Origin of the sequence: Streptosporangium lutulentum, from assembly GCF_030811455.1 — a bacterium.
GTDB lineage: Bacteria > Actinomycetota > Actinomycetes > Streptosporangiales > Streptosporangiaceae > Streptosporangium > Streptosporangium lutulentum.
The window spans coordinates 3,864,641-3,888,238 of record NZ_JAUSQU010000001.1; the positions used below are offsets into that span (position 1 = coordinate 3,864,641).

Genomic DNA, 23,598 nt, shown 5'->3' on the forward strand with positions numbered 1-23,598 from the left:
GAATCCCGGGGCGCGGCGGTCTCGGAACCCGAGGTGGCCGTCCCGAGGTCCGAGGTCACGATGACAGGAAGCTCCGTCGCCACGACAGGGCCCTCCTCTCCAGTAGGCGCACCAGCGCGTCGGTGAGCAGGCCGAAGATCGCATAGACGATCAGGCCGACGACGATCACATCGGTGCGCAGAAACTCACGGGCATCGTTGATCATGTAGCCGAGGCCGGCGTCCGCGTTGATCTGTTCCGCCACGATCAGCGCCAGCCAGGCGACGCCCAGGCTCTGCCGCAGGCCGACGAGGGTCTGGGGCAGCGCGCCGGGCAGGACGATGTGGGCGATCATCGCCGAGCGGCGCAGCCGCAGCACCTGGGACAGCTCGGCGAGCTTGCCGTCCACTCCGCGGATCCCGGCGAAGGTGTTGAGGTAGAGCGGGAAGACCACGCCGAGGGCGACCAGCGCCACCTTCGGCGTCTCGCCGATCCCGAACCAGAGGATGAACAGCGGGATCAGGCCGAACAGCGGCAGCGCCCGCAGCATCTGCAGCAGCGGGTCGACCGTGTTCTCCCCCACCCGGCTGAGCCCGGCGATCAGCGCCAGGCCGATCCCGGCCAGCGCGCCGAGGGTGAAGCCGATCGCCACGCGTTGCAGCGAGGTCGCGATCGCCGAGGGCAGGACACCCGCCTGGATCAGGTCGGCGGCGGTGGTGACGATCTTTACCGGTGAGGCGAGGAGACGTTCGGGGAGCAGGCCGGCGCTGCTGGCGATCTGCCAGACGACGACGATGACCAGCGGGCTGAGCATGCGCTGCCAAGCGGCGGCGAGCGGCCGGGGAACGCGTGGACGCGCCCGTACGGCCCGGCTCCGCACCCCCACGTCGATGACGGGAGCGGACACGAGAGACCTCATTCACGGCTGGAGACTGGGTCACAACCCATCGTCAGACATATAACCCACAAAGTCAATCGGAAATACATGTTATATAGATCATCGCATGCCGCCCGACACCGCCCCAACCTGTCAGATAGTTGGTAGATTCAAATAAAAGCCCCATATGTATGCACAGGTGGAGGGTCAGCACCGTGGAGGTCGAACAGACGGCGTTGCCGGGAATCGGACTGCGGCACGAGTTCACGACGCGGTCTGGCCGGCGAATCGGGATCGTCTCTCACCGCACGGGCCGTCGCGACCTGGTGATATACGACTCGGCCGATCCCGACCGCGCGTGCGAGACCGTCAAGCTGAACGACGAGGAGGCCGACGCGCTCGTCGAGTTGCTCGGCGCCCCCCGCATCGTCCAGCGTCTGAACGCCCTGCACCGGGAGGTCGAGGGGTTGGTCAGCCTCCAGCTGCCTATCCTGCCCGGCACCCCGTACGCCGGACGGCCGATGGGTGACGCGCGCGTCCGCACCCGCACCGGCGCGTCCATCGTGGCCGTGGTACGCGAGGGCCAGGTGGTCGCCAGCCCCGCCCCCGACTTCGAGCTGGCCGACGGCGACGTGGTGGTCGTGGTGGGCAGCCCGGAGAGCACCTCCGCCGTCTCCGACATCCTGGCCCACGGGTAGGGCATCGGGTGCACATCGCAATTCTTTTCCTGGAGCTCGGTGCTGTCCTGCTCGGGCTCGGCATCCTGGGCGCGCTGGCGTTACGCGTCGGCATCTCCCCCATCCCCCTCTACCTGATCGCCGGCCTGGCCTTCGGCACGGGCGGCATCATGCCCCTGGCCACCAGCGAGGAGTTCATCTCGGTCGGCGCCGAACTCGGCGTCATCCTGCTGTTGCTCACGCTCGGCCTGGAGTACAACGCCGACGAGCTCGTGACCAGCCTGAAGGGCAACGCCCGGGCCGGGATCGTCGACCTGGTGCTCAACGCGGCACCCGGCGCGATCGCCGCGCTGCTGCTCGGCTGGGGGCCGGTCGCCGCCCTCGCCATGGCGGGGGTCACCTACGCGACCTCCTCGGGCATCACCGCCAAGGTCCTGTCCGACCTGGGGTGGATCGGCAACCGGGAAACCCCGGTGGTGCTGTCGCTGCTGGTCTTCGAAGACCTGACCATGGCGATCTACCTGCCCATCCTCACGGCCGTGCTGGCCGGGCTGAGCTTCGCCAGCGGCGCGGTCACCGTGGCGATCGCGCTGGCCACGGTCAGCGTGGTGCTGCTGGTCGCGCTCCGCTACGGCAGGTTCATCGAGGCGTTCGTGTCCAGCCCCAACAACGAGGTGCTGCTGCTGAAGGTCGTCGGCCTCGCGCTTCTGGTCGCCGGGGTGGCCCAGCAGCTCCAGGTCTCGGCCGCCGTCGGCGCGTTCCTCGTCGGCATCGCGCTGTCGGGGAAACTCGCCGAGGACGCCCAGGCGCTGCTGACCCCGCTCCGGGACCTGTTCGCCGCGGTGTTCTTCGTGTTCTTCGGACTGCAGACCGACCCCACCAAGATCCTCCCGGTCGCCGGGCTGGCCGTACTGCTCGCCGTGATCAGCATGATCACAAAGCTGCTCACCGGTGCGTACGCCGCCCGCCGGGCGGGCATCGCCAAGGCCGGGCGCGCGCGGGCCGGAATCGCGCTCATCCCCCGCGGCGAGTTCAACATCGTGATCGCCGGACTCGCGGTGACCGCCGGGGTCCACCCCGATCTGGGCCCGCTGGCCGCCGCCTACGTCCTCATTCTCGCCGCGTTCGGCCCGCTGGCCGCCCGGCTCGTCCAGCCCTTCATCACCGCCATCGCCAAACGCGCCTGACCTCGCTGTCCGGTGCGGGGGATCTCTTCCGATTCCGGACCCAGGCTTCCAGCGACCGTGCCACGTCCGGCTCAACCCTTCCGTCCGATGGGTCCGGTTCCCTGAAGGATGATCAGCGTGGGGACGCTGGGGGTCGATGCCGGGTGGAGTGGCCGAGCCGGTTGACGGGTTCGGGTTCGCGTGCGTGACGGCGGACGGCGCCGAAGTCCGGTGAGGCCTCGCTGAGGCGTGGGCAGCTCCGTTGGAGCCGGGTCGGCCGGTCCGTCGGTTCCGCTCGCACAGTCGGTTCCGCTCACACAGAGGCCCGGTCTCCCCGCTCCGACCACGCTCGTGCTCCGGGCATCACGAAGCGGCCCCTTCCAGCAGGCCTTTCACAAGGGCACGCACGCCCTTGTCGTAGGTGTCACGCGCGGCCAGCTCCTCCCACCTGGGGCCCAGCGCCGCCAGGTGCGGCAGTTCCTCGGCGTCAAGGTCGACGAAGGTCCGGCTGCGGTAGGTCGGTCTGTCGTCCTGGCGTCGTCGCGCCGCGGAGGCCCGCGCGGCGATCTCGCCACCCGTGTAGTGCCAGATGATCCGGTACGCGTCCACGGCGGCTTCGGTGCCGAGCCCGGCGCGGACCGCCGCGTCGATGATCGTCTCCGGGTACCACAGCGCTCGGATGGAGAACAGGTCGTCGGCCCTGAGCACGTCCACGATCCACGGACGCCCGGACACCGCGTCACGCATGGCCGCGGCGGCGGCCACGATGCGCTCGGCGGGATCTTCGGGAAGCTCGGGCTTCGGCAGTCCGGCGGCGTAGTCGTCGAGGAGCAACCGGAGCAGTTCCTCCTTGTCGCGCACGTGGTGGTAGAGAGCCATCGCGGTGGTGCCCATCTCTCGGCCCAGCCTGCGCATGGACAGGCCCTCGGGGCCTTCCGCGTCAACGATCCGGTGCGCCGCGGACACGATCTCGGCCTTGGAGATCTTCGGGGGCCGTCCCGTGCGAGCTGACATACCGCCATGTTACTTTCTATACATGTATAAAAAGTCCCCCTGGCCGGCCATGGGCGTACTCGCCTTCGCCGTGGCCGTCGGAACGCTGCAGATGACGGCCATGGTGCCGATGCTCCCCGTCCTCCAGCAGCGGCTCCACACGCCGCTGACCTCCGTCTCCTGGACCCTCACCGCCGCGCTGCTCTCGGGCGCGGTCTCCATCCCCCTGCTGTCGCGCCTCGGCGACCTGTACGGCAGACATCCCGTGGCACTGGTGGCGCTCGCCCTGCTGGTGGCCGGGTCGCTGCTCAGCGCCGTGGCCACCACGCTTCCCCTTCTCATCGCCGGCCGGGTGCTGCAGGGCATGGCCGCTCCCCTGCTGCCGCTGGCCATGGGCATCGCCAGGCAGTCCGTGCCCAGGGACCGCCTGCCCACGGCCATCGGCGTGCTGAGCGCCATGATGGGCGTCGGCAGCGGCGCGGGCATGATCCTCGCCGGGCTGGTCGGCGGCACCTACCAGGCGCTGTTCTGGATCCTGGCCGGGCTCGGCGCGGCGGCGTTCGCCCTGGTCGCGGTCGTCGTGCGCGAGCCCGCGCGCAGCTCGCCCGGCGGCCGTCCCGACCTGGTGGGCGCGGCGCTGGTGGCCGCCTGGCTGATCTGCCTGCTGCTGGCCATCAGCAAGGGCACGGCCTGGGGCTGGACCTCGCCGGGCACACTCGGGCTGCTCGGGGCCGCCGTCGCGCTGGCCGCCGTCTGGGTGGTGACCGCCCGCCGCACCGCGTCACCGCTGATCGAGATCCCGATGCTCCTGCACAGGGGGACGGTCGGCGCGACGGTCGCTTCGATGCTGCTCGGCTTCGCCCTGTTCGCCGCGATCACCACGCTGTCGTCCGTGGCGCAGCAGGTGTTGGGCGCCTCGGTGCTCCAGGTCGGCCTGTACCTGCTGCCGACCGCGCTGCTCATGCTGATGGTCTCGCTGTCGGCGGGCCGGTTGATGCGCAGGTTCTCCTCCTCCTCCATGGTCGGCACCGGCTCCCTGCTGGTGGCCGCCGCCACGCTCTGGCTGAGCCTCTCGCATGGCGGCTCCGCCGACCTGTACGGCGCGGCGGCCGTGCTCGGCGTCGGCATCGGCCTCGGGTACGCGGCGCTCGGCACCATGTCGGTCGAGCACGTCGAACCGGCCAAGACAGCAGCCGCAGGCGGCGTGAACGCGCTGGTCAGAGTCGTCGGCAGCAGCCTGGCCGGCGCGGTGACCGCGGCCTTGCTCTCCGGCTCGGGCCCGGGATGGAGCTTCGCCGCCTCGGCGGTCGCGGCCCTGGTCTCGGCCGTCTTCGGCTACGCGCACGGCGCGCCGGCCCGCGTCCCCGATGTACTGACCAAGGAGATGGCATGACGTCCGAACGGCTCATCGCGTGGGGTGACGAGCTGGTGAAGCTCCACGACGGCTTCCGCGGAGACCTCGCCGAGCTACGGCGTTCACGCGGCACCGGCCTCGGCACCGGGCTCCGTGAGCACTGCCTGACTTTCTGCGAGGCCCTGCACCTGCACCACACAGGGGAGGACAACGTGCTGTTCCCCCACCTCGCCGACCGGCACCCCGAACTGGCCGATGTGCTGGCCCGGCTGCGAAGCGAACACCATGTGGTGGCACGTCTCCTGGCCCAGGTACGGGCCCTGGTCGCCACCGGCGACGCGGACGCGATCGCAGCCGAGCTCGACCGGCTCACCGGCGAGCTGGAAAGGCACCTGGACTACGAGGAAGAGCAGCTCGTGCCACTGCTCAACCAGATGACCGACATGCCGGAAGACCTCTGACCGAACGCCGCCCCAAGCGGCGCCCGACCTGTGGCGGGCTCCGGCGGCGGGTCAGGCGCAGTGGCGGGCGAGGGTGCGGGTCGCCACGTTGCCCTTCACGCTCGTGCCGGGTGAAACGCCGCGCTCGCCGAGGCGGCGGACCGGATCGTCACGCCGCCGCTCACACACTCGCTCGAAAGGGACCGAAGGCGCCACGACGTGGATGCGGTCATCGCGTGGCGAAGACACCGCCGTTGACGTGGATGATCCGGCCGGTGACGGTGGCCGGGGAGCGGCCCCGGCCGGGGTGGTCCCCGGGTGCGCGATCAGCTCCGCGCCCACTCCTCGGCGAGCAGCTCGAAGGACCGGACCCGGTCGGCGTGGTCGTGGGTGATGGTGGTGACGAGCAGTTCGTCGGCGCCTGTCACGTCGCGCAGGACCCGCAGCCTCTCGGCGACGGTCCGCGGCGAGCCGACGAACTGGGTGTCCAGCCGGTCGGCGACCAGGGCGCGGTCCTCCTCCGTCCACTCGTGAGCGGCGGCCTCCTCCGGCGACGGGAACGGCATCGCGCCCGCGCCGGTGCGGATGCTGCGCACCCACAGCCCGTACGGCGAGGCGAGCTCGCGGGCCGTGTCGTCGTCCTCGGCCACGACCACGTCGGCGGAGACGACCAGATGGGGTGCGGTCAGGGTCTTCGAGGGCTTGAAGGCCGCCCGGTAGGCGTCGGCCGCCTCCAGCACGGTGGACGGGCTGACGTGGTAGTTCGCGGCGAACGGCAGCCCGCGCTCCCCCGCCACCTGCGCGCTCTGCCCGCCGCTGCTGCCCAGCACCCACAGCTCCAGCTTCGCGCCCTCCCCCGGTGTGGCATGCGCGGCCAGCCCCTCGGCGGACCGGTAGGTCCCGGCCAGCAGCGCGATGATGTCGTCCACCTGATCGGCGAAGTCGGGGCTCTCCGCACCCGGCTGCTGCAGCAGCGAGCCGTACAGCGCGAAGAGCGGCGACGCGGCGAGCGCGGCGAAGGAGAACCCCTCCGGGATGAGCAGTCCGTCCACGACCCTGGCGGGCTTGGGCGGCGGCGGGGTCCTCTTCGCGAGCTCCGCGAGCTCGGTCCTGCGCTGGCCCGACCGGCCGAGGCCGAGGTCGATCCGGCCCGGATACAGGGCGTCGATCAGGCCGAACTGCTCGACGACGGCCAGCGCGGTCCGGTGGCCGAGCTGTACGGCTCCCGAGCCGACCCTGATCGTGCTGGTCGCCGCGGCCACCAGGGCGATCAGCACGGCGGGAGCCGCGCTAGCGACGCCGGGGGCGAAGTGGTGTTCGGCCACCCAGTAGCGGTGGTAGCCGAACGCCTCCGCGCGTCTGGCCAGGTCCAGGGTGTTGCGCAGCGCGTCGCCGGCCGTGCCTCCGGAGGGGATGGGTGCCAGGTCCAGGATCGACAGGGATGTCATGACTGCCTCCCGTGCTGCGGGCTCGCGGACTGCGGACTTGCGGACTGCGGGCTCGCGGGCCGCGGACTCGCGGACCGCGGGTCCCCGTGGCGGGGGAAGGGCCTGCTGGGAATCTCCCTGCGCAGTACGGGGGCGATCTCGGCCTGGAAGAGCTCGAGCCCGGCCCGGTGCTGCTTGTCGGTCAGGCCGTCCGCGTCGGCCTGCAGGTGCATGACCTCGTGCCCGAACGCCGCGTGACAACGGTGGACCTTGTCGATGATCTGCTGTGGGCTGCCGACCAGGATCGAGCCGCGCTCGATCGCGTCCTCCAGCGTGGGGAAGACCGGGGTCACGCCGACCTTCCTGAACAGCTCCAGCCGGGCGTTGAAGATCGGACGGTAGGTCTCGATCGCCTCCTGCGAGGTCCTGGCCGTGTGGAAGCCCGCGCTGCCCGCGCCGACCAGGGCGTCCGCCGGATCGTGGCCGTAGAACTCCCAGCGTTCCCGGTAGTGGCGGATCAGCTCGGCGTAGGGCTCGATCGGGTTGCTGACGTTGGCGGAGAAGAGCGGGTCACCGTACCGCGCGGCGAGGTCCACCGACTCCCTGCTGGTGGCGCTGCCGTGCCAGACGCGGATCGGCCGCTGCAGCGGGCGCGGCCAGGTCTCGGCCTCCTCCAGGGAGGGCCGGAACCTGCCGGACCAGGTCACCTTGTCCTCCCGCCACAGGCGGCGGAACAGCTCGTAGCCCTCCCGGTTGCGGTCCCACTGGTCCTCGGCGGTCACGTGGAAGAGCTGGGCCTGCGCGGTGCCGTTCCCCTTGCCGATGATCAGCTCCAGGCGGCCGTCGGACAGGTGGTCGAGGGTGGCGTAGTCCTCGTAGGCGCGGACCGGGTCGAGCAGGCTCAGCGTGGTGACCGCGGTGAACAGCTTGATCGTGGACGTCCTGGCGGCGATGTGGCTCAGCACGACCGGCGGGGAGGAGGAGATGAACGGGCGCTCGTGCCGCTCTCCGACGCCGTAGCCGTCGAAGCCGAGCTCCTCGGCCAGGACCGCGTTCTCCACGACCTCGCGCAGGCGCGCGTTGGTGGACTTCAGCTCGCCGGTGATCGGGTTCGGCCCGTGCGCGATCAGGGTGATGGCGAGGAATTTCATCGAACCTCCTTGAGCGTGGAGACCTCGGCGGGCTCTGGCCCGGGAAAGGAGGTCACAGGTCGTTCTCCAGCCCCAGGTGGCCGCGTAGCGTGGTCGTCTCGTAGTCGGTGCGGAAGACCCCGCGCTCCTGCAGCAGCGGCACGACCCTGTCCACGAAGCCGTCCAGACCGGTCGGCGTGAGATGCGGCACCAGGATGAAGCCGTCGGCGGCGTCGGCCTGCACGAACTCGTTGATCTCCTCGGCGATCCGCGCGGGCGAGCCGATGAAGGACTGCCTGCCGGTGACCTCGATGATCAGGTCACGGATGCCCAGCCGTTTCGCCTCGGCCAGGGCTCGCCACTCCGCGGCCGTCTTCAGCGGATCGCGGTGCATCCGGGCGCGGCCCTTGATGATCGAGTCTTCCGAGACGTCCGGATCGATGTCCGGCAGCGGGCCGTCGGGGTCGTAGGACGACAGGTCACGGTTCCACAGTTGCTCCAGCAGCAGGATCGCGGTCTGCGGGCTGACCTGCTGGCGGCGGATGTGGTCGGCGTTCTCCCGGGCCTCGGCGTCGGTGTCGCCGAGCGCGAACGTGACCCCGGGGAGGATCTTCAGGGAGTCCGGAGACCGGCCGTGTCCGGCGAGCCTGGACTTGACGTCGCGGTAGAAGGCCTGACCGGCCTCCAGCGTGCTGTGCCGGGAGAAGACGGCGTCGGCGGTGGAGGCGGCGAACTCCCTGCCCTCCTCGGAGTCGCCCGCCTGGAGGGTCAGCGGGTAGCGCTGCGGGCTGCGGGGCACGGTGAAGTGGCCGCCGATGTCGAACTGGGCGCCGTGGTGGGTGAACGCCCCCGCGTCCGCCGCGGCGAACGTGCCGGCGACGGGATCGGCGACGAGATCCTCCGGGACCCAGGAGTCCCAGAGCTCTCGGGTGGTCCGCAGGAACTCCTCGGCGCGCTCGTAGCGCTGGGAGTGGTCCAGGAAGCCGCCCCTGCGGAAGTTCTCCCCGGTGAACGCGTCGGAGGAGGTGACAATGTTCCAGCCGGCCCGGCCACCGGACAGATGGTCGAGGGTGGCGAGCTTGCGGGCGATCTCGTAGGGCTCGTTGAAGGTGGCGTTGATCGTCGCGGCCAGGCCGAGGCGGTCGGTCACCGCGGCGAGGGCGGCGAGCACGGTGAGCGCGTCGGGACGGCCGACCACGTCGAGATCGTGGATCCTGCCGCGCTGCTCGCGCAACCGCTGGCCGTCCGCCAGGAAGAAGAAGTCGAATCTGCCGCGTTCGGCGGTCCGCGCGAGGTGGACGAACGAGGCGAAGTCGATCTGGCTACCCGAGGCCGGATCGCTCCAGACCGTGTGGTTGTTCACGCCCGGGAAGTGGGCTGCGAGGATGACCTGCTTCATCGAATCTCCTTGAGCGTGGAGACACCGGGCTTGGGGCCGGAGAGGGAGTCATCGGCGGCTCCCCGCGTAGCGGCCGGCGGGACGGGGCAGTCCGAGGTGACCGCGGAGCGTGGCCGCCTCGTACCCGGAACGGAAGGCGCCGCGCCGCTGCAACTCCGGCACCAGTCGCCTGGTGATCGCGCCGAGATCGGTCGGCAGCACGGCGGGCCGCAGCCGGAACCCTTCCAGGCCGGCGCGGCGCCAGTCCAGGATCAGGTCGGCGAGCTCGCCGGGCGTGCCGGTGAAGATCGCCGCGTCGGAGACGTGGCCGGCACCGTCGAGCTCGTCGAGGCGGGCCTTGCGCTCGCGGGCGTCCTCGCCCACGTAGACGACCAGGTCAGCGAAGATCTTCAGCACGTCGTTGCCGATTCCCCGGACCTCTTCCACGATAGCGCGCGCCTGTTCGGCGTCGTGCGGCGTGACGTAGACGACGTCGGCGCCGCGCGCTGCGAACTCGTACGGCACCCGGGCATGGGCCAGGGCGGTGACCGGCGGCTGGCCCTGGGGCGGCCTCGGGACGATGGAGGGCCCTTTGACACTGAAGCGCGATCCCTCGAAGTCGATGTAGTGCAACCGGTCGCGGTCGACGAAGCGGCCGGTGGGCACGTCGCGGATGACCGCGTCGTCCTCCCAGCTGTCCCAGAGGCGGCGCACCACCTCGACGACGTCCGCGGCCTCGTCGAACAACTCGTGGATGAGACGGACCGTCTCGGGGTCGTCGAGGCTCTCCGGCCGCAGCCCGGGAATGTCCCGGCGGCCGAAGTGGGCGGCTTCGGCGCCGCGCCCCGAGACCTGCGCGCGCCATCCGGCCCGCCCGCCGCTGACGTAGTCGAGGGTGGCCAGGCCACTGGCGATGTGGAAGGGCTCGGTGTGCGTCGTCGTGACCGTGGGGACCAGCCCGATCCTGCCGGTCAGCGGTGCGATCCGCGAGGCGACGAGGAGGGCGTCGAAACGCCCGCGCACCTGGTCGGTGCGTCCGTCCGGGCCCTCGTGACGCGTGCTCTGCAGGGCGAGGGAATCCTCGATGGTGACGAAGTCGAGCAGACCGCGCTCGGCCTCGGCCACCAGGGCGGCCCAGTAGGCGGCGGTGAACAGGTCTTTCGGAAAGGCGGCGGGGTCACGCCAGGCCGCCGGATGCCATCCGGCTCCGTCGAGAGCGACGGCGAGGTGGAGAGAAGCTGCCGACATGTCTCAATGATAACACCAAACCCCATAATCTCTACATGTTTAGTTGGTTTTTAAGAACGGATTGGCGGACTGGATCCGCTCGCCCGCCCGGCGTGCCCCACGGAGATCTGGTAGGCATTTGCGAGTGAAGCGCTTCCTGACCATCCTCGCGACAGCCATCCCCCTCCTGGCGGCCACCGGACCGGTGTCCGCCGCCGCCCCCAGCACGCCGCAGGTGCCGACGGGAGTCTCCGCCGGATACGTCGTCTTCGACCGCCAGACGGGCAAGATCACCTCACACCGCAACGCCCACCGGAAGTTCCGCTCCGCGTCGGCGGTGAAGATCCTCATCGCGATCGACTACCTGGAGTCGCACAAGAGCGTCTCCACCGGCGACCTCGCGCTGCTCAAGACCATGCTGCGGGTCAGCGACGACGACGCGGCGACCTCCTTCTGGAACCGGGGAGGCCAAGGGAAGATCATCGAGCGGGTGGCACGCAAGCTGCGACTGACCGACACGGCTCCCCCGCCCTCAGGCTGGCCGGGTTTCTGGGGCTACACCTCGATCAGCGCACTGGACATCGCCAAGACCTACCGCTACCTGCTCGACCGCGCCGCCCCCAGGGTCAGCGACCTGATCCTCGGCCACCTGCGCAAGGCCGAGCAGTGCGGCTCCGACGGTTTCGACCAGTATTTCGGGATCCCCCGTGGGGTCCGCGGCCCGTGGGCGGTCAAGCAGGGCTGGTCCGGATACGGCTCGACGCCTCCCTCCCGATGCAGGCGGACGACCGTCCTCAAGACCACGTCGGACACCGCCGCACTCCCCGCCACGCCCGCCGTCACCACCGCGAGCCTCTCCCACACCGCGGGGCTCCCCGCCGCGCCCGCCGTCACCACCGCGGAGCTCTCGCGCACCGCGGAACTCCCCGCGACGCCGGCCGCCGCCTCGGCGCGGGTCACACCCGCCGCCGTCCACCCGGTCCCCGACTTCGGCCGCCCGGTGCTGCACACCACCGGGCTCGTCGGCCCGAAGGAGCGCTGGATCATGGTCCTGCTCACCGCCCACCCCTCGACGACCACCTGGCAACGCTCCACCGGCCAGGTGACGAAACTGGCCCGGGAGGTCCACCTCAGCGGAACCTCCTGAACCCCGGCCACAGGTCACGGGCGCGTTGTCCACCGAAGGAGGGCTTCGGGCCGGCAGGGACTTCCGTGTCTCCGACGAGGAACGTCGCATCAGCCGAGACAGGCCCCGCCACGGCGGGGTCCTCTCAGCCGGGGGTGCCCAGCATCTCCGGAGGATGAATCCGGTAGGCACACCTCGGGCAGTGGAACGGCATGAGGATGTCCATCACCAGCTCGTGCTGGTGGATCAGCATCCAGTCGTAGATCTGGTACAGGATGTAGATGCAGAGATGAAGCTTGTGGGCCAGGGTTCTGTACACGAAGGGCTCCTGCGGATTCCGCAGGACCTCCATGATGGCTTCCAGCTTCCGGGTCTCGACCATCAGCGCGGCCCAGTCCTGAAGCTCGCGTCGGGCCTCGTCTGACAAGGGGTTCGGTTTCAAGGGCATGACTGGTCTCCCCAGATAGGTGGGATGAACCGAACTATATTGTATACGGTATACAATATCCCTTATGTGGCGAGTAAATTCATGCCCCAGACCGCCTCAAGGAGATATGTGGGCTTCCTAACGTCTCCGACCAGGCCGTCCCCCGCCCCGGCCGATCGGCCTCCGCGCCGACGGATCCCTTCCGCCCGGAACGTCACCCGGTCCCGAGCAGCGCCAGAACCGCACGGCGCGCGTCCTCGGCCGTGGCCGTCACAGAGCGCCGCCGAGGGTGGCGGCGAGGCGGCGCCCGGCGGCCTCCAGCCTCTTGAGCAGCGGCGGCAACGTTCCCGAGTCGAGCCGCAGGGCGGCGCCGAGCTCCTTGATCGTCTCCGACCGGCAATCAAATCGTGCACAATGAATATGCAGAACATAAATCTAGAAGGAGAGTCCATGAGCGCGCTCTACACCGCCATCGCCACCGCCTCCGGCCGCGATGGACGAGCGGTGTCCTCGGACAACCGGCTTGACGTGACACTCGCCTCACCGAAGGAGCTCGGCGGGTCGGGCGAGGGCACCAACCCCGAGCAGCTGTTCGCGGCGGGCTACGCCGCCTGCTTCGCCAGCGCGCTGCAACTGGTCGGCAAGCGGATGAAGCTCGACGTCTCCGAGGTCTCGGTGACCGCCGAGGTGGGCCTCGTGCGGGAAGAGAAGACCTTCGGGCTGAGCGTGGCGCTGCGCGTCGAACTCCCCGACGCGTTGCACGGCGAGGAGGGCACCGCCCTGGTGGAGGCCGCCCACCAGACCTGCCCCTACTCCAATGCCACCCGGGGCAACATCCCCGTCAGCCTTGTGATCGAGTAACCGCCCCGCTCAGGGAAGGGGACGGCGGCCGGCGAATCCGAGCTCGGAACGGTGATACCAGGCCAGGTCGCGGTCCCCTTCGAGCCAGCACAACCGGACCGACACCCCGCCGAGCGTCGAGGGGAAGTCCACCAGCAGGGGCGCGATGCCCTTGACCTCGATGCTCTCCGCCTCGAACCAGCCGAGGATCTCGTCCAGGCGCGCCTCGAGCGCCTTCGCCTCCGGCAGGCCGCCGGACTCCGACACACCGTCCTCGCGAAGGTCGTGGGCGAGCTCGGCCAGCTTTCCGCGCATGCTCACAAACTCATCGGTCCGCTTCAGCAGGGCGGGCATGAGCGCCCGCGCCTCCTTGACGGTGAAGATCCTGTCCACCCCCGAACGTTATCGCCTCGCCGATGAGCCCGCACAGCGACCGGGCGGCCATCCGGCCGCCCGATGACCACTTTCCCACCGCCCGCCACTCGCCGCCGCCCGCCACTCGCCGCCGGTCGCCGGTCGCCGGTCGCCGGTCGCCGGTCGCCGGTCGCCGGTCGCAGGAAAAGCCTGTCAGCATATGCTGACAAAAATAAAGTGTCAGCATATGCTGACACCATGGGATCGGTAAACGAACTCGCCGAAGCCGTCGGCGGCAAGGACCCCGTGGCCGCGCTGGCGGCCGTGGCGGCCCTGCGAAGGCTCCTGGAGGAGCTTGAGGCGGCACACGTCACCAGCGCCCGGCTCCAAGGATCGTCATGGGAGGCCATCGCCGCGGCACTCGGCGTGAAACGGCAGACGGCACACAGGAAGCACGCACACCGGATCATCGACGGCGGGAGATGACGATGTTCGCCAGATTCACCCCGGAGGCCCGACGGATCACCGTCCGCGCCGGTCTTCTGACCCTCGACGAGGGCCGCACCACGCTCGACGAGGACATGTTCCTCCTCGCCCTGGCCGAGTCCTGGCCGGTGGCGGGCTTCACGGTCACCCCCGAGGCGGTCCGAGCGGAGATAGCGAAGCGCCGGGCGGCGGAGAACCGGTCGGGCGATCGTGAGCTGCTGGCCACCCTCGGCATCGACCTGGACGAGATCCGCCGCCGGATCCCCGTCCGGCGGGACGACCCGTCGGCGTGGCGGCTGCGCCGCTCCCGAGTCCGCCCGCTGAACGTGACGCTCATCGGCCCGGTCGGCGACCTCCCCCTCACGGACAGGGCGAGAAAGGTCGTCGAAGTCGCCGGGAACTGGCGCGGTTCCTCCGCACGGGTGACGGACGAGGACCTGCTGAGGGGCCTGCTGGCGGACGGCTCGAACGCCTCCGTGTCGATCCTGCGCCGCCTCGGCGTCGACCTGCTCCCGCTGGCGAGAAGCCTGGACTTCCTGCGCAGGCCGGCCTGAGCGGTCCCCGCCTCGATCGTGCCCGCACGCGACCCCTGGAGACCTCGCCGGACGGGGCCGGTCGCGGACGAGGTCCGGCACGGGCGTGACCACGGCGCCGCCGTCCACGCCGGTCTCGGCCGCCACCGCGCTCCCACCCCGCACGTGATCCCGCGGTCAGGCCCCGATCCCGCAGAAACGGGCGGCCGTGCCGCCGAGACCGGCCGTGATCCCGCGGTCAGGCCCCGATCCCGCAGAAACGGGCGGCCGTGCCGCCGAGACCGGCCGTGATCCCGCGGTCAGGCCCCGATCCCGTAGAAACGGGCGGCCGTGCCGCCGAGACCGGCCGTGATCCCGCGGTCAGGCCCCGATCCCGTAGAAGCGGGCGGCCGTGCCGCCGAGGACGGCGTCCCGGTCGGCGTCGGCGAGGCCCGCGAGAAGCACTCCGGTCTCCTTCCACACCTTGGCGTAGTCGCCCGCGAGCAGGGCCACCGGCCAGTCGCTGCCGAACATCAGCCGCTCGGGGCCGAACACCTCGATCGCGTGCTCGACGTAGGGCCGGAGATCCTCGGCGGTCCAGGTCTCGGCGTCGGCGGCGGTGTTGAGGCCGGAGACCTTGGCGTACACGTTGGGGTGCTCGGCGGCGCGGGCGATCAGCGACGCCCACGGCTCCCAGCCTCTCTCCTTGATCGGCGGCTTGGCCAGGTGGTCGATGACCAGTCGCAGACCCGGCACGCGCTCGGCGAGGACCGGCACATGCTCCAGGTGCCTGGGCAGCACGGCGACCACGTCGAAGGGCAGCCCCGCGGCGGAGAGGAGGCCGAGTCCCTCGATCACCGGTTCCCGGATCACCCAGTCGGGGTCGGGATCGTTGTGGATGAGGTGCCGGACCCCGGCGAACTTCGGATGCCTGCCGTATCGCTCCAGCGCCTCGGCCGCCTCTCCGGGCCGGTCCAGCGGCACCCAGCCGACCACGGCGGCGATGAAGTCGTGGGCCTGCGCCTGCGCCAGCATGGCATCGGTGTCGGCGTAGGAGTCCGTCGCCTGGACCAGCACGGTCCGGTCCACCCCCGCGGCGGCGAGCTGCGGGATGAGCTCCTCCGGGACGAAGGTACGGAAGATCGGCTCCACCTCCGCCGTCGGCCACGCGTAGGAACCCGTCTCCAGGTTCCAGAAATGCTGGTGGGAATCGATGACGGACATTCACCCCTCCTCGTTGGTCGATCGCGTGAGCGTGCCACGGCGTCCTGCCGGTGGCGTCGACGCCACCGAGCTTACGGGCTCATGATCCGTACGTCCCGCCGGACCGGCGCCGGTCGAGCTCCGGGAGGTCCGGCCGAACCCGGGGAGCCCGGGGCCGGGGAAGGGGCGGTCGCTACCCGAGCGCGGGGGCGTTCCAGCCCAGTTCCTCGTAGAAGCTCTGGCGCGCTCGCGCGAAGGCGTCGCGCGCCAGCACCGCGCCCGCGTACGGCCCCGAGGTGATCGGCTCGTCGTGGAAGCGTCCGGGCAGCTCGTCGGGCCCGCCCTCCTCCCGTGACGCGTAGGCGCGCATCAGGTCGAGGCGTCGCTGACCGATGTCGAGCAGATCCTCCGTGGTGAACCCCGCTCCGGAGACGGCGGTGACCAGCGACGTCAGATGGCCGATCGTCAGCGGCCTGGTGGGGGAACCGGCGAAGACGCAGAGGTTGAGCGCGTCCAGGGCGCTCCACAGCCGCAGCAGACGGGCGCTGCGGCGTCCCCGCTCGGCGTCCAGCGCGACCGCCTCGGCGGGCTCGACGCCGATCCGCGCCGCCTCGGGGAAGGAGTACGGCAGGCCGAGGTCGGGATCGAAGTCGAGGTCGTGCTCCAGCGCGTCATAGCGTGGCCCGTTCGGAGCCGCGGCGTAGCCGATCCCGATCCCCGGCTGGACTCTCGGGTCGAAACACGGCACCTCGGCGCCCTTGACGGTCATCGCGTACGGCGCCGCCTCGGGGCCGATCAGACGGGAGGCGCGGGCCGATCCCTCGGCGAGCAGGTCTCCGAGGGCCCCGCCTCGCAGCGCGACGTCCCGGACCAGACCGGCGAGCGCGTCGGCGTCACCGAAGGCGGGTCCCGCGGGCAGCAGGCCGCGGGAGGCGCACTCCATCGCGAAGGCGAGCGTCCCGCCGAGGGAGACCGGGTCGAGGCCGAGGTCGTGGCAGAGCGCGTTGGCGCCGAGCACCGTGTCGAGGTCGTCGATCCCCAGGTTCCAGCCGAGCGACAGGACCGCCTCCTGGCCCAGCCCGCCGGACCTTCGCTCGGGCGTCCCCGGCGGGGCGTACACCTTGAGGCAGTCGTTGGGGCAGCCGGGGCACCCGCCCTCCGTCGCCACCGCCCGCCCGTCGTAGGCGTGCGGGGCGATCGGCCGCAGGCCGTTCTCACCCGGGACGGAGAAGTTCCGCACGGCCACGTAGCCGGGATCCGGGATGTCGCCCACCCACCCGGCGAACCCGGGCTCGCCGTGCTGGAGCGCGGCGAGCCGGTTGCCGGGGATCGCCTCCCGGTAGAAGGCGGCCAGGCCGGCCAGCGCGTCCGGGTTGGCGACGGGAACCTCGGCGTCTCCCACGCACACGATCGCCTTGAGGTTCTTGGCGCCGAAGACCGCGCCCACGCCGTATCTCGCCGCGGCGAAGGCGTGGTCGGTCACCACGCTCGCGTAGCGGACCAGGTTCTCCCCCGCCGGCCCGATCGCCGCGACATGGGCGGCCAGGCCGTGGCGGGCGCGCAGGGCGTCGGTCGTGGCGGCGGTGCCCAGCCCCCGCAGTTCCCCCGCGGCGTGAATCGAGACGTGGCCGCCGGTGACCAGAAGGTAGGAGAGCGCCTCCGCGCGTCCGGTGATCGCCAGGGCCCCGGCGCCCGCGCCGCGAAGGCCCGCCGCGAACGGCCCCAGCGCGTGAGTCTCTCCGGCCACCCCGGTCAGCGGCGACTTGGCCAGGAACACCGACTTGGCCAGCCCCGGTCCCCGCACGCCTCCCAGCACGCCGGCCGCGATGTAGACGAGCGCCCGCGGATCATACGGATCCAGTCCCGCGGGTGTGCGTTCGGCGAGCAGCCGCAACCCGAGGACGGATCCGCCGAAGTGATCCGCCTCGGCGGATCCATCCTCCCTCTCGACGGTTCCACGGGTCAGGTCGACGGCAAAGAGCATGGCGCGGTCTCCTCGGCAGGCACAGGCGGGTGAGGCTCGCGGGCCCACGGTTCCCGCCACGGGAGGCGCGGTCCGTCACGAGCCGGCGCGTCGACGTCCCGTGGCGGGGAGCCCCGGGCGTGCGCCTCCTCATCCTGCCCGACCGGCGGGACGAGGATTCACCGCGCCTGCCCCCGGGAGGGGGCCGGCTCGGATTCGCGGGGGCCGTTCGGAAGGGCGGTGACGGCTACGCCGGCGACAGCGCCGGGTCGGACCGCTCGGCGGGCGGCACCGGGGGGTCGTTGTCGTCGTCCAGGAGGGTGGTCTCGTCGAAGGGCGCCTGCCCCGACAGCACCGCGGCCGCGCGTTCCCGGTCGAACTCGCCGGTCCAGGTGCCGACCAGGACGGTGGCGACCGCGTTGCCCGCGAAGTTGGTCAGTGCCCGCGCCTCGGACATGAAGCGGTCGATGCCGACGATGAGGCCGACTCCGTCGACCAGGTCGGGGCGGTGCGACTGCAGGCCGCCGGCGAGGGTGGCCAGACCGGCGCCGGTGACGCCGGCGGCGCCCTTCGACGCGATCATCATGAAGACCAGCAGGGAGATCTGCTCGCCGAAGGACAGCGGTGCGCCGGTGGCGCTCGCGACGAACAGGGTGGACATCGTCAGGTAGATGGCGGTGCCGTCCAGGTTGAAGGAGTATCCGGTCGGCACGGTGATGCCGACGACGGGACGGCTCACGCCGAGGTGCTCCATCTTGGCGATCAGGCGGGGGAGGGCCGACTCCGAGGACGAGGTGGACAGGATCAGCAGGAACTCCCTGCCGAGATAGCGCAGCAGCGAGACCAGGTTGACCTTGGCGACCATCCAGAGCATCGGCCCGAGAATGCCGAACACGAAGAGCACGCAGGTCACGTAGAAGGCGAGCATGATGACGCCGAGGCTCTTGAGCGCGTCCACGCCGGTGGCGCCGACCACCGCGGCCATCGCGCCGAAGGCGCCGACGGGGGCGGCCCACATGATCATGGAGAGGATCCGGAAGACGAGCCGCTGGATGTGCCCGATGCCGTTCAGGATGGGCGTGGCCCGCTCCCCCATGGCCAGCAGGGCGAATCCGGTGAGCAGCGCGACGAGCAGCGTCTGCAGCACCTGGCCCTCGGTGAACGCCGACACCAGCGTGGTGGGGATGATCCCCAGCAGGAACGTCACCGTGTCGCTCTCGCCGCCCTTGGCGGCTTCGGCCTCGGCGGCCTTGCGGAGCTCGTCGGTGAGCTGGAGGCCGTGGCCGGGGTCGACCAGGTTGCCCACGATCAGGCCGATGGCCAGCGCGACGGTCGACATGACGAGGAAGTAACCGAGCGCCAGGCCGCCGACCTTGCCGACCTTGGCGGCCTTGGTGACCGATCCGACGCCGAGGACGATGGTGCAGAAGATGATGGGACTGATCATCATCTTGATCAGCGCCACGAAGGCCGTGCCCAGTGGCTTCAGGGCCACGCCAAGGTCGGGGGTGACGAGCCCGACGGTGATCCCAACGACCACTGCGACAATTACTGCAATATATAGATAATGAGTACGATCTCGGGACATAAGAGACACTCGGTCTTCCGGGTCTAGACAAAAACTCTGGCCGAGCGACTATGTCCTCCCCCTGTGATCCAAGTCACCATTGCGTACATTTTGGTTGTGGACATGAGAGAACTGCCGAGACGGATACACCGCTGGAGTCTGGCCCGGCAGATGCTCGTGTTGCAGACGGTCGTGGTCGGGGTCACCGTGGCGGGGAGCGCGCTTCTGGCCTTCTCCCAGGCGGGAGACCTGCTCGGCGACGAGGCCAGCAGGAGGGCGGAGGCGGTGGCCGTCAGCGTGGCAGACTCCCCCTCGGTCCTGGCGGGCCTCGGCGACTCCGCCGTCCTGCAGCCCTACGCCGAACGGGTCCGGCTGGAGACCGGGGTCGACTTCATCACGATCATGAGCCCGAGCGGGATCCGCTACACCCACCCCAACCCCGCCCAGATCGGCGGCCATTTCCTCGGCAACACCACGCGCGCGCTGAAGGGCGAGACGTTCACCGAGACCTACACGGGCACCCTCGGCCCCTCGGTCCGCGCCGTCGCGCCGGTACGCGACTCCGACGGCACCGTGAAGGGCCTGGTCAGCGCGGGCATCACGATCGACCAGATCGGGGTGAGGACCCGGGGACAGATCGCCGGCGTCGCGCTCATCGGCCTGCTCGGCCTGTCCGTCGGCGGGATCGGCACCTACCTGGTCGGGACCCGGCTGCGCCGCCAGACCCACGGGATGGGCCCCGCCGAGCTCAGCCGGATGTACGAGTACCACGACGCGATCCTGCACGCCGTACGGGAAGGGCTGCTGCTCGTCGACGACGCGGGCAGGGTGACGTTGTGCAACGATGGCGCCGGGGAGCTCCTCGGCCTGTACGGCGACGTGAGCGGGCGGCACGTCACCGAACTGGGTCTCGCCCCTTCCCTCGCCGAGCTCCTGACGAGCGGGGAGACCCGGACCGATGAGATCCACATGACAGGAGAGCGGACGCTCGTGGTGAACGTCGCCATGGTCCGGTCGGGCAACCGCTCACTCGGAATCGCGGTCACCCTGCGCGACCACACCGAGTTGCAGTCCCTGACCGGGCAGCTCAACGCCGAACGAGGCTTCGCCGACTCCCTGCGGGCCACCGCCCACGAGTCGGCCAACCGGCTGCACACCGTCATCACCCTCGTCGAGCTGGGCCGCACCGAACAGGCGATGGCGTTCGCGACCGCGGAGATCAAGGCGGCGCAGCAGCTCACCGACCGGGTGGTGGGGGCCGTGCGCGAGCCCGTGCTCGCCGCGCTGCTGCTGGGCAAGAACGCCGAGGCCGGGGAGCGCGGCGTGGAACTGGTGATCAGCCCGGACACCGAGCTCGACGACATCGACCTGGACGACCGGGATCTGGTGACGATCCTCGGCAACCTGATCGACAACGCGGTCGACGCGGCCATGGCGGGCGCCCCGCCCGCGCGGGTGGAGGTGTCCCTGCGGGCCGACGAGACGACCTTCCTGATCAGCGTCGCCGACAGCGGCCAGGGGCTCGACCCCGCCACGGCGAGCAAGGCCTTCCAGCAGGGCTGGACCACCAAGGGCGACGGCCGGGGCCTCGGGCTGGCCATGGTCGGGCAGGCCGTGAACCGCCTGGGCGGCGTGATCGACGTGGGCAACGGGCCGGGCGCGGTGTTCACCGTACGGCTGCCGCTGCCGCGGGAAGCGCGCGTTTCATGATCTCGGTGCTGGTCGTCGAAGACGAGGAGATCACCGCCGAGGCGAACCGCCTCTTCGTGGAGCGGGTGCCCGGTTTCCGGGTGGACGGGGTGGCCAGGACCGGCGGGGAGGCGCTGCGCTTCCTGCGGCGGCACCCGGTCGACCTGATCCTGCTCGACCTCTACCTGCCCGACATGCACGGCCTGGAGGTGTGCCGGGCACTGCGGGCCGCCGGCGTGCTGTCCGACGTCATCGCGATCACCTCCGCGCGCGACCTGTCGGTGGTCAGGTCCGCGGTGTCGGTCGGGGTGGCCCAGTATCTGCTCAAGCCGTTCACGTTCGCCTCGTTGAACGAGAAACTCATGCGCTACGCGGAGTTCCGGTCGTCGGTGGACGGCTCGGGCGAGGCCAGCGGCCAGAGCGAGGTGGACCGCGCCCTCGCCACCCTGTGGGGCCCGGCGCACAATCCGCTGCCGAAGGGAATGACCCCGGCCACCCTCGACGCCATCCTGGCCGAACTGCGCAAGGCCTCCGAAGGCCTGTCCGCGCAGGCCGCGGGCACCGCGATCGGCGTCTCCCGGGTGACCGCCCGCCGCTACCTGGAATACCTCACGGAGAGCGGGATCGCCCGCAGGGTTCCGCAGTACGGCGGGCTGGGACGTCCCGAGCTGCTCTACCGGCTCCTGGAGCTCCGTACGTCATAACGGCCGCGGAACTGGTAGGACATAAGCAGTCCGCCCTGCCACCCGCGGGCTTCAGGAGTGAAGCATGCCCTTTTTCACAGCGTCATCGAGTCCGCACGGCACGGCGTTCGTCGTCCAGGCCCGCGGAGAACTCGACTACCAGCACGCCCCCGTCTTCCGCAGCGAGATGACCAAGGCCTGGGAGTCGGGAGTGTCCTCCGTGGTCGTCATCGACGTCACCGAACTCACCTTCTGTGACTCCACCGGAGTCGGAGAGCTCATCCTGAGTCTCCAGCGGAGCCAGGCCCTGGGCACCCGTCTGACCCTCGTCGGCGTCCACGGCACCTTGGAGCGGATCCTCGCCATCACCGGCCTGCGCCCCGCCTTTGAGCTCTCCCCCTCCGTCGAGGAGGCTCTGCGGGGCACCTGATCGGCCTGCCGTCCGGTCTGATCGGCCTCAACCGTGACCCATCGGGGCTCAGTGGCCGCGGTGGGCCTGGTCCATCGGCATCCGGGGCGCGTCCACGATCACATCGGAGAAGATGTCGACCACGAGGGCGACCACGCCGCCGATCGCGACGATCCCGGCCCCCACCCAGAAGAACATCCAGTTGGGGCCGAGGCACAGGGCCACGCCACCGACGGTGAACCCCGCCAGAATGATGATCACCGCAAGCCAAGACTTGGGGCTTCCTCCGTGACTACCAGCCATGATCTTTCCCGTCCTCTCCGTGGATCAGTAATGCGCGTGCGCCGTGGCGATCGCCCGGATCGGCGGCCGGTGGAGCTTCGGCAGCTCCTCCAGGTCGTACCCGGGCTTTCGATGACCGCCGGCGGAATCCTCTCCGCCTGGCCGCGCGACTTTCCGGCCCTCCGGACTGAGCGTGACCACCAGGACGCGCTCGTCCTGGCCGTCGTACCACCACCGGATATAGCCGATCATCTCAAGACGCTTCAGCAGCGAGGACAGCGTACCGGGGCCGAGCCTCAGTGGCTCGCTCAGCTCCCTGGTCGGCGGCGGTCCCGGACACCGTATCGACCGAACCGAGTCCCCGTTTGGAACGTGAGAGGATGTTCGAGTTGGCCGGGGTTGGACTGCCCGTCCAGATCAGGAGGTCCGTATGTCTGAGGTCACACCGGAACCCGAAAGTTCCGAGGATGAGCTGAAGCGCAAGTTCCGCGAGGCCCTGGAGCGCAAGAAGCTCGCCCAGACGGACGCGGGCGCCGGGGGCAAGGGGAAGAACTCCTCGAAGATCCATGGCGCCCACGGCCCGGTTGGGGGCAAGCGTTCCTTCCGCCGCAAGAGCGGCGGCTGAGCCAGACTCGATCCAGGCCTGGCTCAGCTCTGAGCCAGGCCTTTCTTCTTTCCGGTCTCTTTCCGGCCGGGGCCCGTGGCCGGAGCGGGGCCGGCGAGGCACGCGGCCGGGGTGAGGCACGCGGCCGGGGTGAGGCGCAGGACCCGCTGGTCGAAACGTACGGCCGGCGACGCACACAGGCCCTTTGGCCGTGTCGGTGACACCTAAAGGCCCTTTGGTCGAAATGTGCGACCTCCAATAGGCTGTCCACATGAATGATCATGGCGAAGACCCCAGGCCGGCCCGCGGCGCAGTCCGGGAGGTCTACCGCGTGGACCGGGCGGCGACCCTCAGCTACTCCCCCGACCTCGACGGGCTCGCCGACCCCGGTGAGATCGTCTGGGCCTGGGTCCCCTATGAGGAGGATCCGGAGCGGGGCAAGGACCGGCCCCTGCTGGTCGTCGGCCGCCACAAGCGCGAGCTGCTCGCGATGATGTTGTCCAGCCGCGGCGGCGACGACCCGGCCGAGTGGCTGGAACTCGGCCCCGGCCGCTGGGACAGGGAGAACCGCGTCTCCTACCTGCGCCTGGACCGGGTCTTCACCCTCGACGAGGACGACATCCGGCGCGAGGGCTCGATCCTGGACGGCGAGCGGTTCGTCGAGGTCGCTCTCGCCCTGAAGCGCATCCACGGCTGGTCCATCGCCAGGTAGTCACCGGCGTCCCCTCACGGCGACGTCCCTCTCACGGCGACGCCCTCTCACCGCGGCGGCGCTTCCGCTCGGGGGCACTCCCCCGAACCCGGG

General features: G+C 70.6%; 26 protein-coding genes and 1 pseudogene. 13 read left to right on the plus strand and 14 right to left on the minus strand.

The genetic code is table 11. The features are described 5' to 3' along the window. Positions 1-55: 55 nt before the first annotated feature. On the minus strand, positions 56-886 hold the full coding sequence (locus J2853_RS17260; RefSeq protein ID WP_307559144.1) for an ABC transporter permease: 831 nt from the start codon (positions 884-886) through the stop codon (positions 56-58). Between the two features lie 185 nt (positions 887-1,071). On the opposite strand from J2853_RS17260, the gene J2853_RS17265 reads away from it, so the two are divergent. Both J2853_RS17265 and J2853_RS17270 read left to right on the plus strand, forming a co-directional pair. Further along, positions 1,072-1,554 (plus strand): cation:proton antiporter regulatory subunit, encoded by a 483-nt coding sequence (locus tag J2853_RS17265; RefSeq protein WP_307559146.1) that lies wholly within the window; start codon positions 1,072-1,074, stop codon positions 1,552-1,554. Between the two features lie 8 nt (positions 1,555-1,562). Next, positions 1,563-2,720, plus strand: coding sequence for a cation:proton antiporter (locus J2853_RS17270; protein ID WP_307559148.1), 1,158 nt, complete (start codon positions 1,563-1,565; stop codon positions 2,718-2,720). A gap of 342 nt (positions 2,721-3,062) precedes the next feature. Here J2853_RS17270 and J2853_RS17275 read toward each other — a convergent pair whose 3' ends face one another. Next, positions 3,063-3,713, minus strand: coding sequence for a TetR/AcrR family transcriptional regulator (locus tag J2853_RS17275; protein WP_307559149.1), 651 nt, complete (start codon positions 3,711-3,713; stop codon positions 3,063-3,065). A gap of 22 nt (positions 3,714-3,735) precedes the next feature. Here J2853_RS17275 and J2853_RS17280 point away from each other — a divergent pair, with 22 nt between their 5' ends. Together J2853_RS17280 and J2853_RS17285 are read left to right on the plus strand one after the other, a co-directional pair. After that, complete coding sequence (locus J2853_RS17280) at positions 3,736-5,085, plus strand: MFS transporter (RefSeq protein WP_307559151.1); 1,350 nt, start codon at positions 3,736-3,738, stop codon at positions 5,083-5,085. Further along, positions 5,082-5,507, plus strand: a complete 426-nt coding sequence (locus J2853_RS17285; protein ID WP_307559153.1) for a hemerythrin domain-containing protein — start codon at positions 5,082-5,084, stop codon at positions 5,505-5,507. The genes J2853_RS17280 and J2853_RS17285 overlap by 4 nt, the downstream gene beginning before the upstream one ends. A 305-nt stretch (positions 5,508-5,812) precedes the next feature. Here J2853_RS17285 and J2853_RS17290 read toward each other — a convergent pair whose 3' ends face one another. Genes J2853_RS17290 through J2853_RS17305 form a run of 4 tightly spaced genes read right to left on the minus strand, consistent with a single transcriptional unit; the run spans position 5,813 to position 10,669 of the window. Next, positions 5,813-6,934, minus strand: a complete 1,122-nt coding sequence (locus tag J2853_RS17290; protein WP_307559155.1) for an MsnO8 family LLM class oxidoreductase — start codon at positions 6,932-6,934, stop codon at positions 5,813-5,815. Further along, the gene (locus tag J2853_RS17295; RefSeq protein WP_307559157.1) at positions 6,931-8,064 is read right to left on the minus strand and encodes an LLM class flavin-dependent oxidoreductase; all 1,134 of its coding nucleotides are present in this window, start codon (positions 8,062-8,064) and stop codon (positions 6,931-6,933) included. The genes J2853_RS17290 and J2853_RS17295 overlap by 4 nt, the downstream gene beginning before the upstream one ends. A gap of 52 nt (positions 8,065-8,116) precedes the next feature. Next, positions 8,117-9,442 carry an NtaA/DmoA family FMN-dependent monooxygenase gene (locus J2853_RS17300; protein WP_307559158.1) on the minus strand — a complete coding sequence of 442 codons (1,326 nt, stop codon included), beginning with the start codon at positions 9,440-9,442 and terminating at the stop codon, positions 8,117-8,119. Positions 9,443-9,490: 48 nt separating this feature from the next. Beyond that, on the minus strand, positions 9,491-10,669 hold the full coding sequence (locus J2853_RS17305) for an LLM class flavin-dependent oxidoreductase (RefSeq protein WP_307559160.1): 1,179 nt from the start codon (positions 10,667-10,669) through the stop codon (positions 9,491-9,493). Positions 10,670-10,793: 124 nt separating this feature from the next. Here J2853_RS17305 and J2853_RS17310 point away from each other — a divergent pair, with 124 nt between their 5' ends. Beyond that, positions 10,794-11,795, plus strand: a complete 1,002-nt coding sequence (locus J2853_RS17310) for a hypothetical protein (RefSeq protein WP_307559162.1) — start codon at positions 10,794-10,796, stop codon at positions 11,793-11,795. A 124-nt stretch (positions 11,796-11,919) separates the two neighbouring features. Here J2853_RS17310 and J2853_RS17315 read toward each other — a convergent pair whose 3' ends face one another. Beyond that, positions 11,920-12,222, minus strand: a complete 303-nt coding sequence (locus tag J2853_RS17315; RefSeq protein ID WP_307559164.1) for a hypothetical protein — start codon at positions 12,220-12,222, stop codon at positions 11,920-11,922. A 285-nt stretch (positions 12,223-12,507) separates the two neighbouring features. Beyond that, positions 12,508-12,588, minus strand: a pseudogene (locus J2853_RS47920) (MarR family transcriptional regulator); the annotation flags it as partial. A 63-nt stretch (positions 12,589-12,651) separates the two neighbouring features. Here J2853_RS47920 and J2853_RS17320 point away from each other — a divergent pair. Continuing rightward, the gene (locus J2853_RS17320; RefSeq protein WP_307559166.1) at positions 12,652-13,062 is read left to right on the plus strand and encodes an organic hydroperoxide resistance protein; all 411 of its coding nucleotides are present in this window, start codon (positions 12,652-12,654) and stop codon (positions 13,060-13,062) included. 9 nt (positions 13,063-13,071) lie between these two features. Here the strand turns inward: J2853_RS17320 and J2853_RS17325 are convergent, their stop codons facing one another. Then, complete coding sequence (locus tag J2853_RS17325; protein WP_307559168.1) at positions 13,072-13,434, minus strand: DUF2203 domain-containing protein; 363 nt, start codon at positions 13,432-13,434, stop codon at positions 13,072-13,074. A gap of 219 nt (positions 13,435-13,653) precedes the next feature. Between J2853_RS17325 and J2853_RS17330 the strand changes: the two genes are divergently transcribed. Next, positions 13,654-13,881: a helix-turn-helix domain-containing protein gene (locus tag J2853_RS17330; protein WP_307559170.1), complete on the plus strand. Its 228-nt coding sequence runs from the start codon at positions 13,654-13,656 to the stop codon at positions 13,879-13,881. A gap of 2 nt (positions 13,882-13,883) precedes the next feature. Further along, the gene (locus J2853_RS17335) at positions 13,884-14,435 is read left to right on the plus strand and encodes a Clp protease N-terminal domain-containing protein (RefSeq protein ID WP_307559172.1); all 552 of its coding nucleotides are present in this window, start codon (positions 13,884-13,886) and stop codon (positions 14,433-14,435) included. Positions 14,436-14,774: 339 nt separating this feature from the next. Here the strand turns inward: J2853_RS17335 and J2853_RS17340 are convergent, their stop codons facing one another. The 3 genes from J2853_RS17340 to J2853_RS17350 all read right to left on the minus strand — a co-directional run bounded on the left by J2853_RS17340 (position 14,775) and on the right by J2853_RS17350 (position 19,147). Further along, positions 14,775-15,617, minus strand: coding sequence for an amidohydrolase family protein (locus J2853_RS17340; protein WP_307559173.1), 843 nt, complete (start codon positions 15,615-15,617; stop codon positions 14,775-14,777). Between the two features lie 172 nt (positions 15,618-15,789). Further along, positions 15,790-17,580, minus strand: coding sequence for an aldehyde ferredoxin oxidoreductase C-terminal domain-containing protein (locus J2853_RS17345; RefSeq protein ID WP_307559175.1), 1,791 nt, complete (start codon positions 17,578-17,580; stop codon positions 15,790-15,792). Between the two features lie 226 nt (positions 17,581-17,806). After that, positions 17,807-19,147 carry a cation:dicarboxylate symporter family transporter gene (locus J2853_RS17350; RefSeq protein ID WP_307559177.1) on the minus strand — a complete coding sequence of 447 codons (1,341 nt, stop codon included), beginning with the start codon at positions 19,145-19,147 and terminating at the stop codon, positions 17,807-17,809. A 102-nt stretch (positions 19,148-19,249) separates the two neighbouring features. On the opposite strand from J2853_RS17350, the gene J2853_RS17355 reads away from it, so the two are divergent. The 3 genes from J2853_RS17355 (at position 19,250) to J2853_RS17365 (ending at position 21,928) form a co-directional block, all read left to right on the plus strand. Continuing rightward, positions 19,250-20,836, plus strand: coding sequence for an ATP-binding protein (locus tag J2853_RS17355; RefSeq protein ID WP_307568706.1), 1,587 nt, complete (start codon positions 19,250-19,252; stop codon positions 20,834-20,836). Next, positions 20,833-21,519, plus strand: a complete 687-nt coding sequence (locus J2853_RS17360) for a response regulator (RefSeq protein ID WP_307559179.1) — start codon at positions 20,833-20,835, stop codon at positions 21,517-21,519. Before J2853_RS17355 ends, J2853_RS17360 begins: the two co-directional genes overlap by 4 nt. Before the next feature lie 64 nt (positions 21,520-21,583). Continuing rightward, positions 21,584-21,928 carry an anti-sigma factor antagonist gene (locus tag J2853_RS17365; protein ID WP_307559181.1) on the plus strand — a complete coding sequence of 115 codons (345 nt, stop codon included), beginning with the start codon at positions 21,584-21,586 and terminating at the stop codon, positions 21,926-21,928. Between the two features lie 48 nt (positions 21,929-21,976). On the opposite strand, the gene J2853_RS17370 is transcribed toward J2853_RS17365, so the two are convergent. Both J2853_RS17370 and J2853_RS17375 read right to left on the minus strand, forming a co-directional pair. Then, positions 21,977-22,210, minus strand: coding sequence for an HGxxPAAW family protein (locus J2853_RS17370; protein ID WP_307559183.1), 234 nt, complete (start codon positions 22,208-22,210; stop codon positions 21,977-21,979). Between the two features lie 24 nt (positions 22,211-22,234). After that, positions 22,235-22,441 (minus strand): hypothetical protein, encoded by a 207-nt coding sequence (locus J2853_RS17375; RefSeq protein WP_307559185.1) that lies wholly within the window; start codon positions 22,439-22,441, stop codon positions 22,235-22,237. Positions 22,442-22,619: 178 nt separating this feature from the next. On the opposite strand from J2853_RS17375, the gene J2853_RS17380 reads away from it, so the two are divergent. Together J2853_RS17380 and J2853_RS17385 are read left to right on the plus strand one after the other, a co-directional pair. Next, positions 22,620-22,814, plus strand: a complete 195-nt coding sequence (locus tag J2853_RS17380; RefSeq protein ID WP_307559187.1) for a DUF5302 domain-containing protein — start codon at positions 22,620-22,622, stop codon at positions 22,812-22,814. Between the two features lie 250 nt (positions 22,815-23,064). Next, the gene (locus tag J2853_RS17385) at positions 23,065-23,505 is read left to right on the plus strand and encodes a type II toxin-antitoxin system PemK/MazF family toxin (RefSeq protein ID WP_307559189.1); all 441 of its coding nucleotides are present in this window, start codon (positions 23,065-23,067) and stop codon (positions 23,503-23,505) included. Positions 23,506-23,598: the final 93 nt, after the last annotated feature.

Excerpts from the sequence above, each read along its gene's own strand:
- J2853_RS17280 (WP_307559151.1), top strand. The coding sequence starts at position 3,736 with ATGTATAAAAAGTCCCCCTGGCCGGCCATGGGCGTACTCGCCTTCGCC.
- J2853_RS17345 (WP_307559175.1), bottom strand. The coding sequence starts at position 17,580 with ATGCTCTTTGCCGTCGACCTGACCCGTGGAACCGTCGAGAGGGAGGAT.
- J2853_RS17370 (WP_307559183.1), bottom strand. The coding sequence starts at position 22,210 with ATGGCTGGTAGTCACGGAGGAAGCCCCAAGTCTTGGCTTGCGGTGATC.
- J2853_RS17330 (WP_307559170.1), top strand. The coding sequence starts at position 13,654 with ATGGGATCGGTAAACGAACTCGCCGAAGCCGTCGGCGGCAAGGACCCC.
- J2853_RS17295 (WP_307559157.1), bottom strand. The coding sequence starts at position 8,064 with ATGAAATTCCTCGCCATCACCCTGATCGCGCACGGGCCGAACCCGATC.
- J2853_RS17385 (WP_307559189.1), top strand. The coding sequence starts at position 23,065 with ATGAATGATCATGGCGAAGACCCCAGGCCGGCCCGCGGCGCAGTCCGG.
- J2853_RS17380 (WP_307559187.1), top strand. The coding sequence starts at position 22,620 with ATGTCTGAGGTCACACCGGAACCCGAAAGTTCCGAGGATGAGCTGAAG.
- J2853_RS17375 (WP_307559185.1), bottom strand. The coding sequence starts at position 22,441 with ATGATCGGCTATATCCGGTGGTGGTACGACGGCCAGGACGAGCGCGTC.
- J2853_RS17360 (WP_307559179.1), top strand. The coding sequence starts at position 20,833 with ATGATCTCGGTGCTGGTCGTCGAAGACGAGGAGATCACCGCCGAGGCG.
- J2853_RS17320 (WP_307559166.1), top strand. The coding sequence starts at position 12,652 with ATGAGCGCGCTCTACACCGCCATCGCCACCGCCTCCGGCCGCGATGGA.
- J2853_RS17275 (WP_307559149.1), bottom strand. The coding sequence starts at position 3,713 with ATGTCAGCTCGCACGGGACGGCCCCCGAAGATCTCCAAGGCCGAGATC.
- J2853_RS17340 (WP_307559173.1), bottom strand. The coding sequence starts at position 15,617 with ATGTCCGTCATCGATTCCCACCAGCATTTCTGGAACCTGGAGACGGGT.
- J2853_RS17315 (WP_307559164.1), bottom strand. The coding sequence starts at position 12,222 with ATGCCCTTGAAACCGAACCCCTTGTCAGACGAGGCCCGACGCGAGCTT.
- J2853_RS17285 (WP_307559153.1), top strand. The coding sequence starts at position 5,082 with ATGACGTCCGAACGGCTCATCGCGTGGGGTGACGAGCTGGTGAAGCTC.
- J2853_RS17335 (WP_307559172.1), top strand. The coding sequence starts at position 13,884 with ATGTTCGCCAGATTCACCCCGGAGGCCCGACGGATCACCGTCCGCGCC.
- J2853_RS17290 (WP_307559155.1), bottom strand. The coding sequence starts at position 6,934 with ATGACATCCCTGTCGATCCTGGACCTGGCACCCATCCCCTCCGGAGGC.
- J2853_RS17365 (WP_307559181.1), top strand. The coding sequence starts at position 21,584 with ATGCCCTTTTTCACAGCGTCATCGAGTCCGCACGGCACGGCGTTCGTC.
- J2853_RS17350 (WP_307559177.1), bottom strand. The coding sequence starts at position 19,147 with ATGTCCCGAGATCGTACTCATTATCTATATATTGCAGTAATTGTCGCA.
- J2853_RS17305 (WP_307559160.1), bottom strand. The coding sequence starts at position 10,669 with ATGTCGGCAGCTTCTCTCCACCTCGCCGTCGCTCTCGACGGAGCCGGA.
- J2853_RS17300 (WP_307559158.1), bottom strand. The coding sequence starts at position 9,442 with ATGAAGCAGGTCATCCTCGCAGCCCACTTCCCGGGCGTGAACAACCAC.
- J2853_RS17355 (WP_307568706.1), top strand. The coding sequence starts at position 19,250 with ATGAGAGAACTGCCGAGACGGATACACCGCTGGAGTCTGGCCCGGCAG.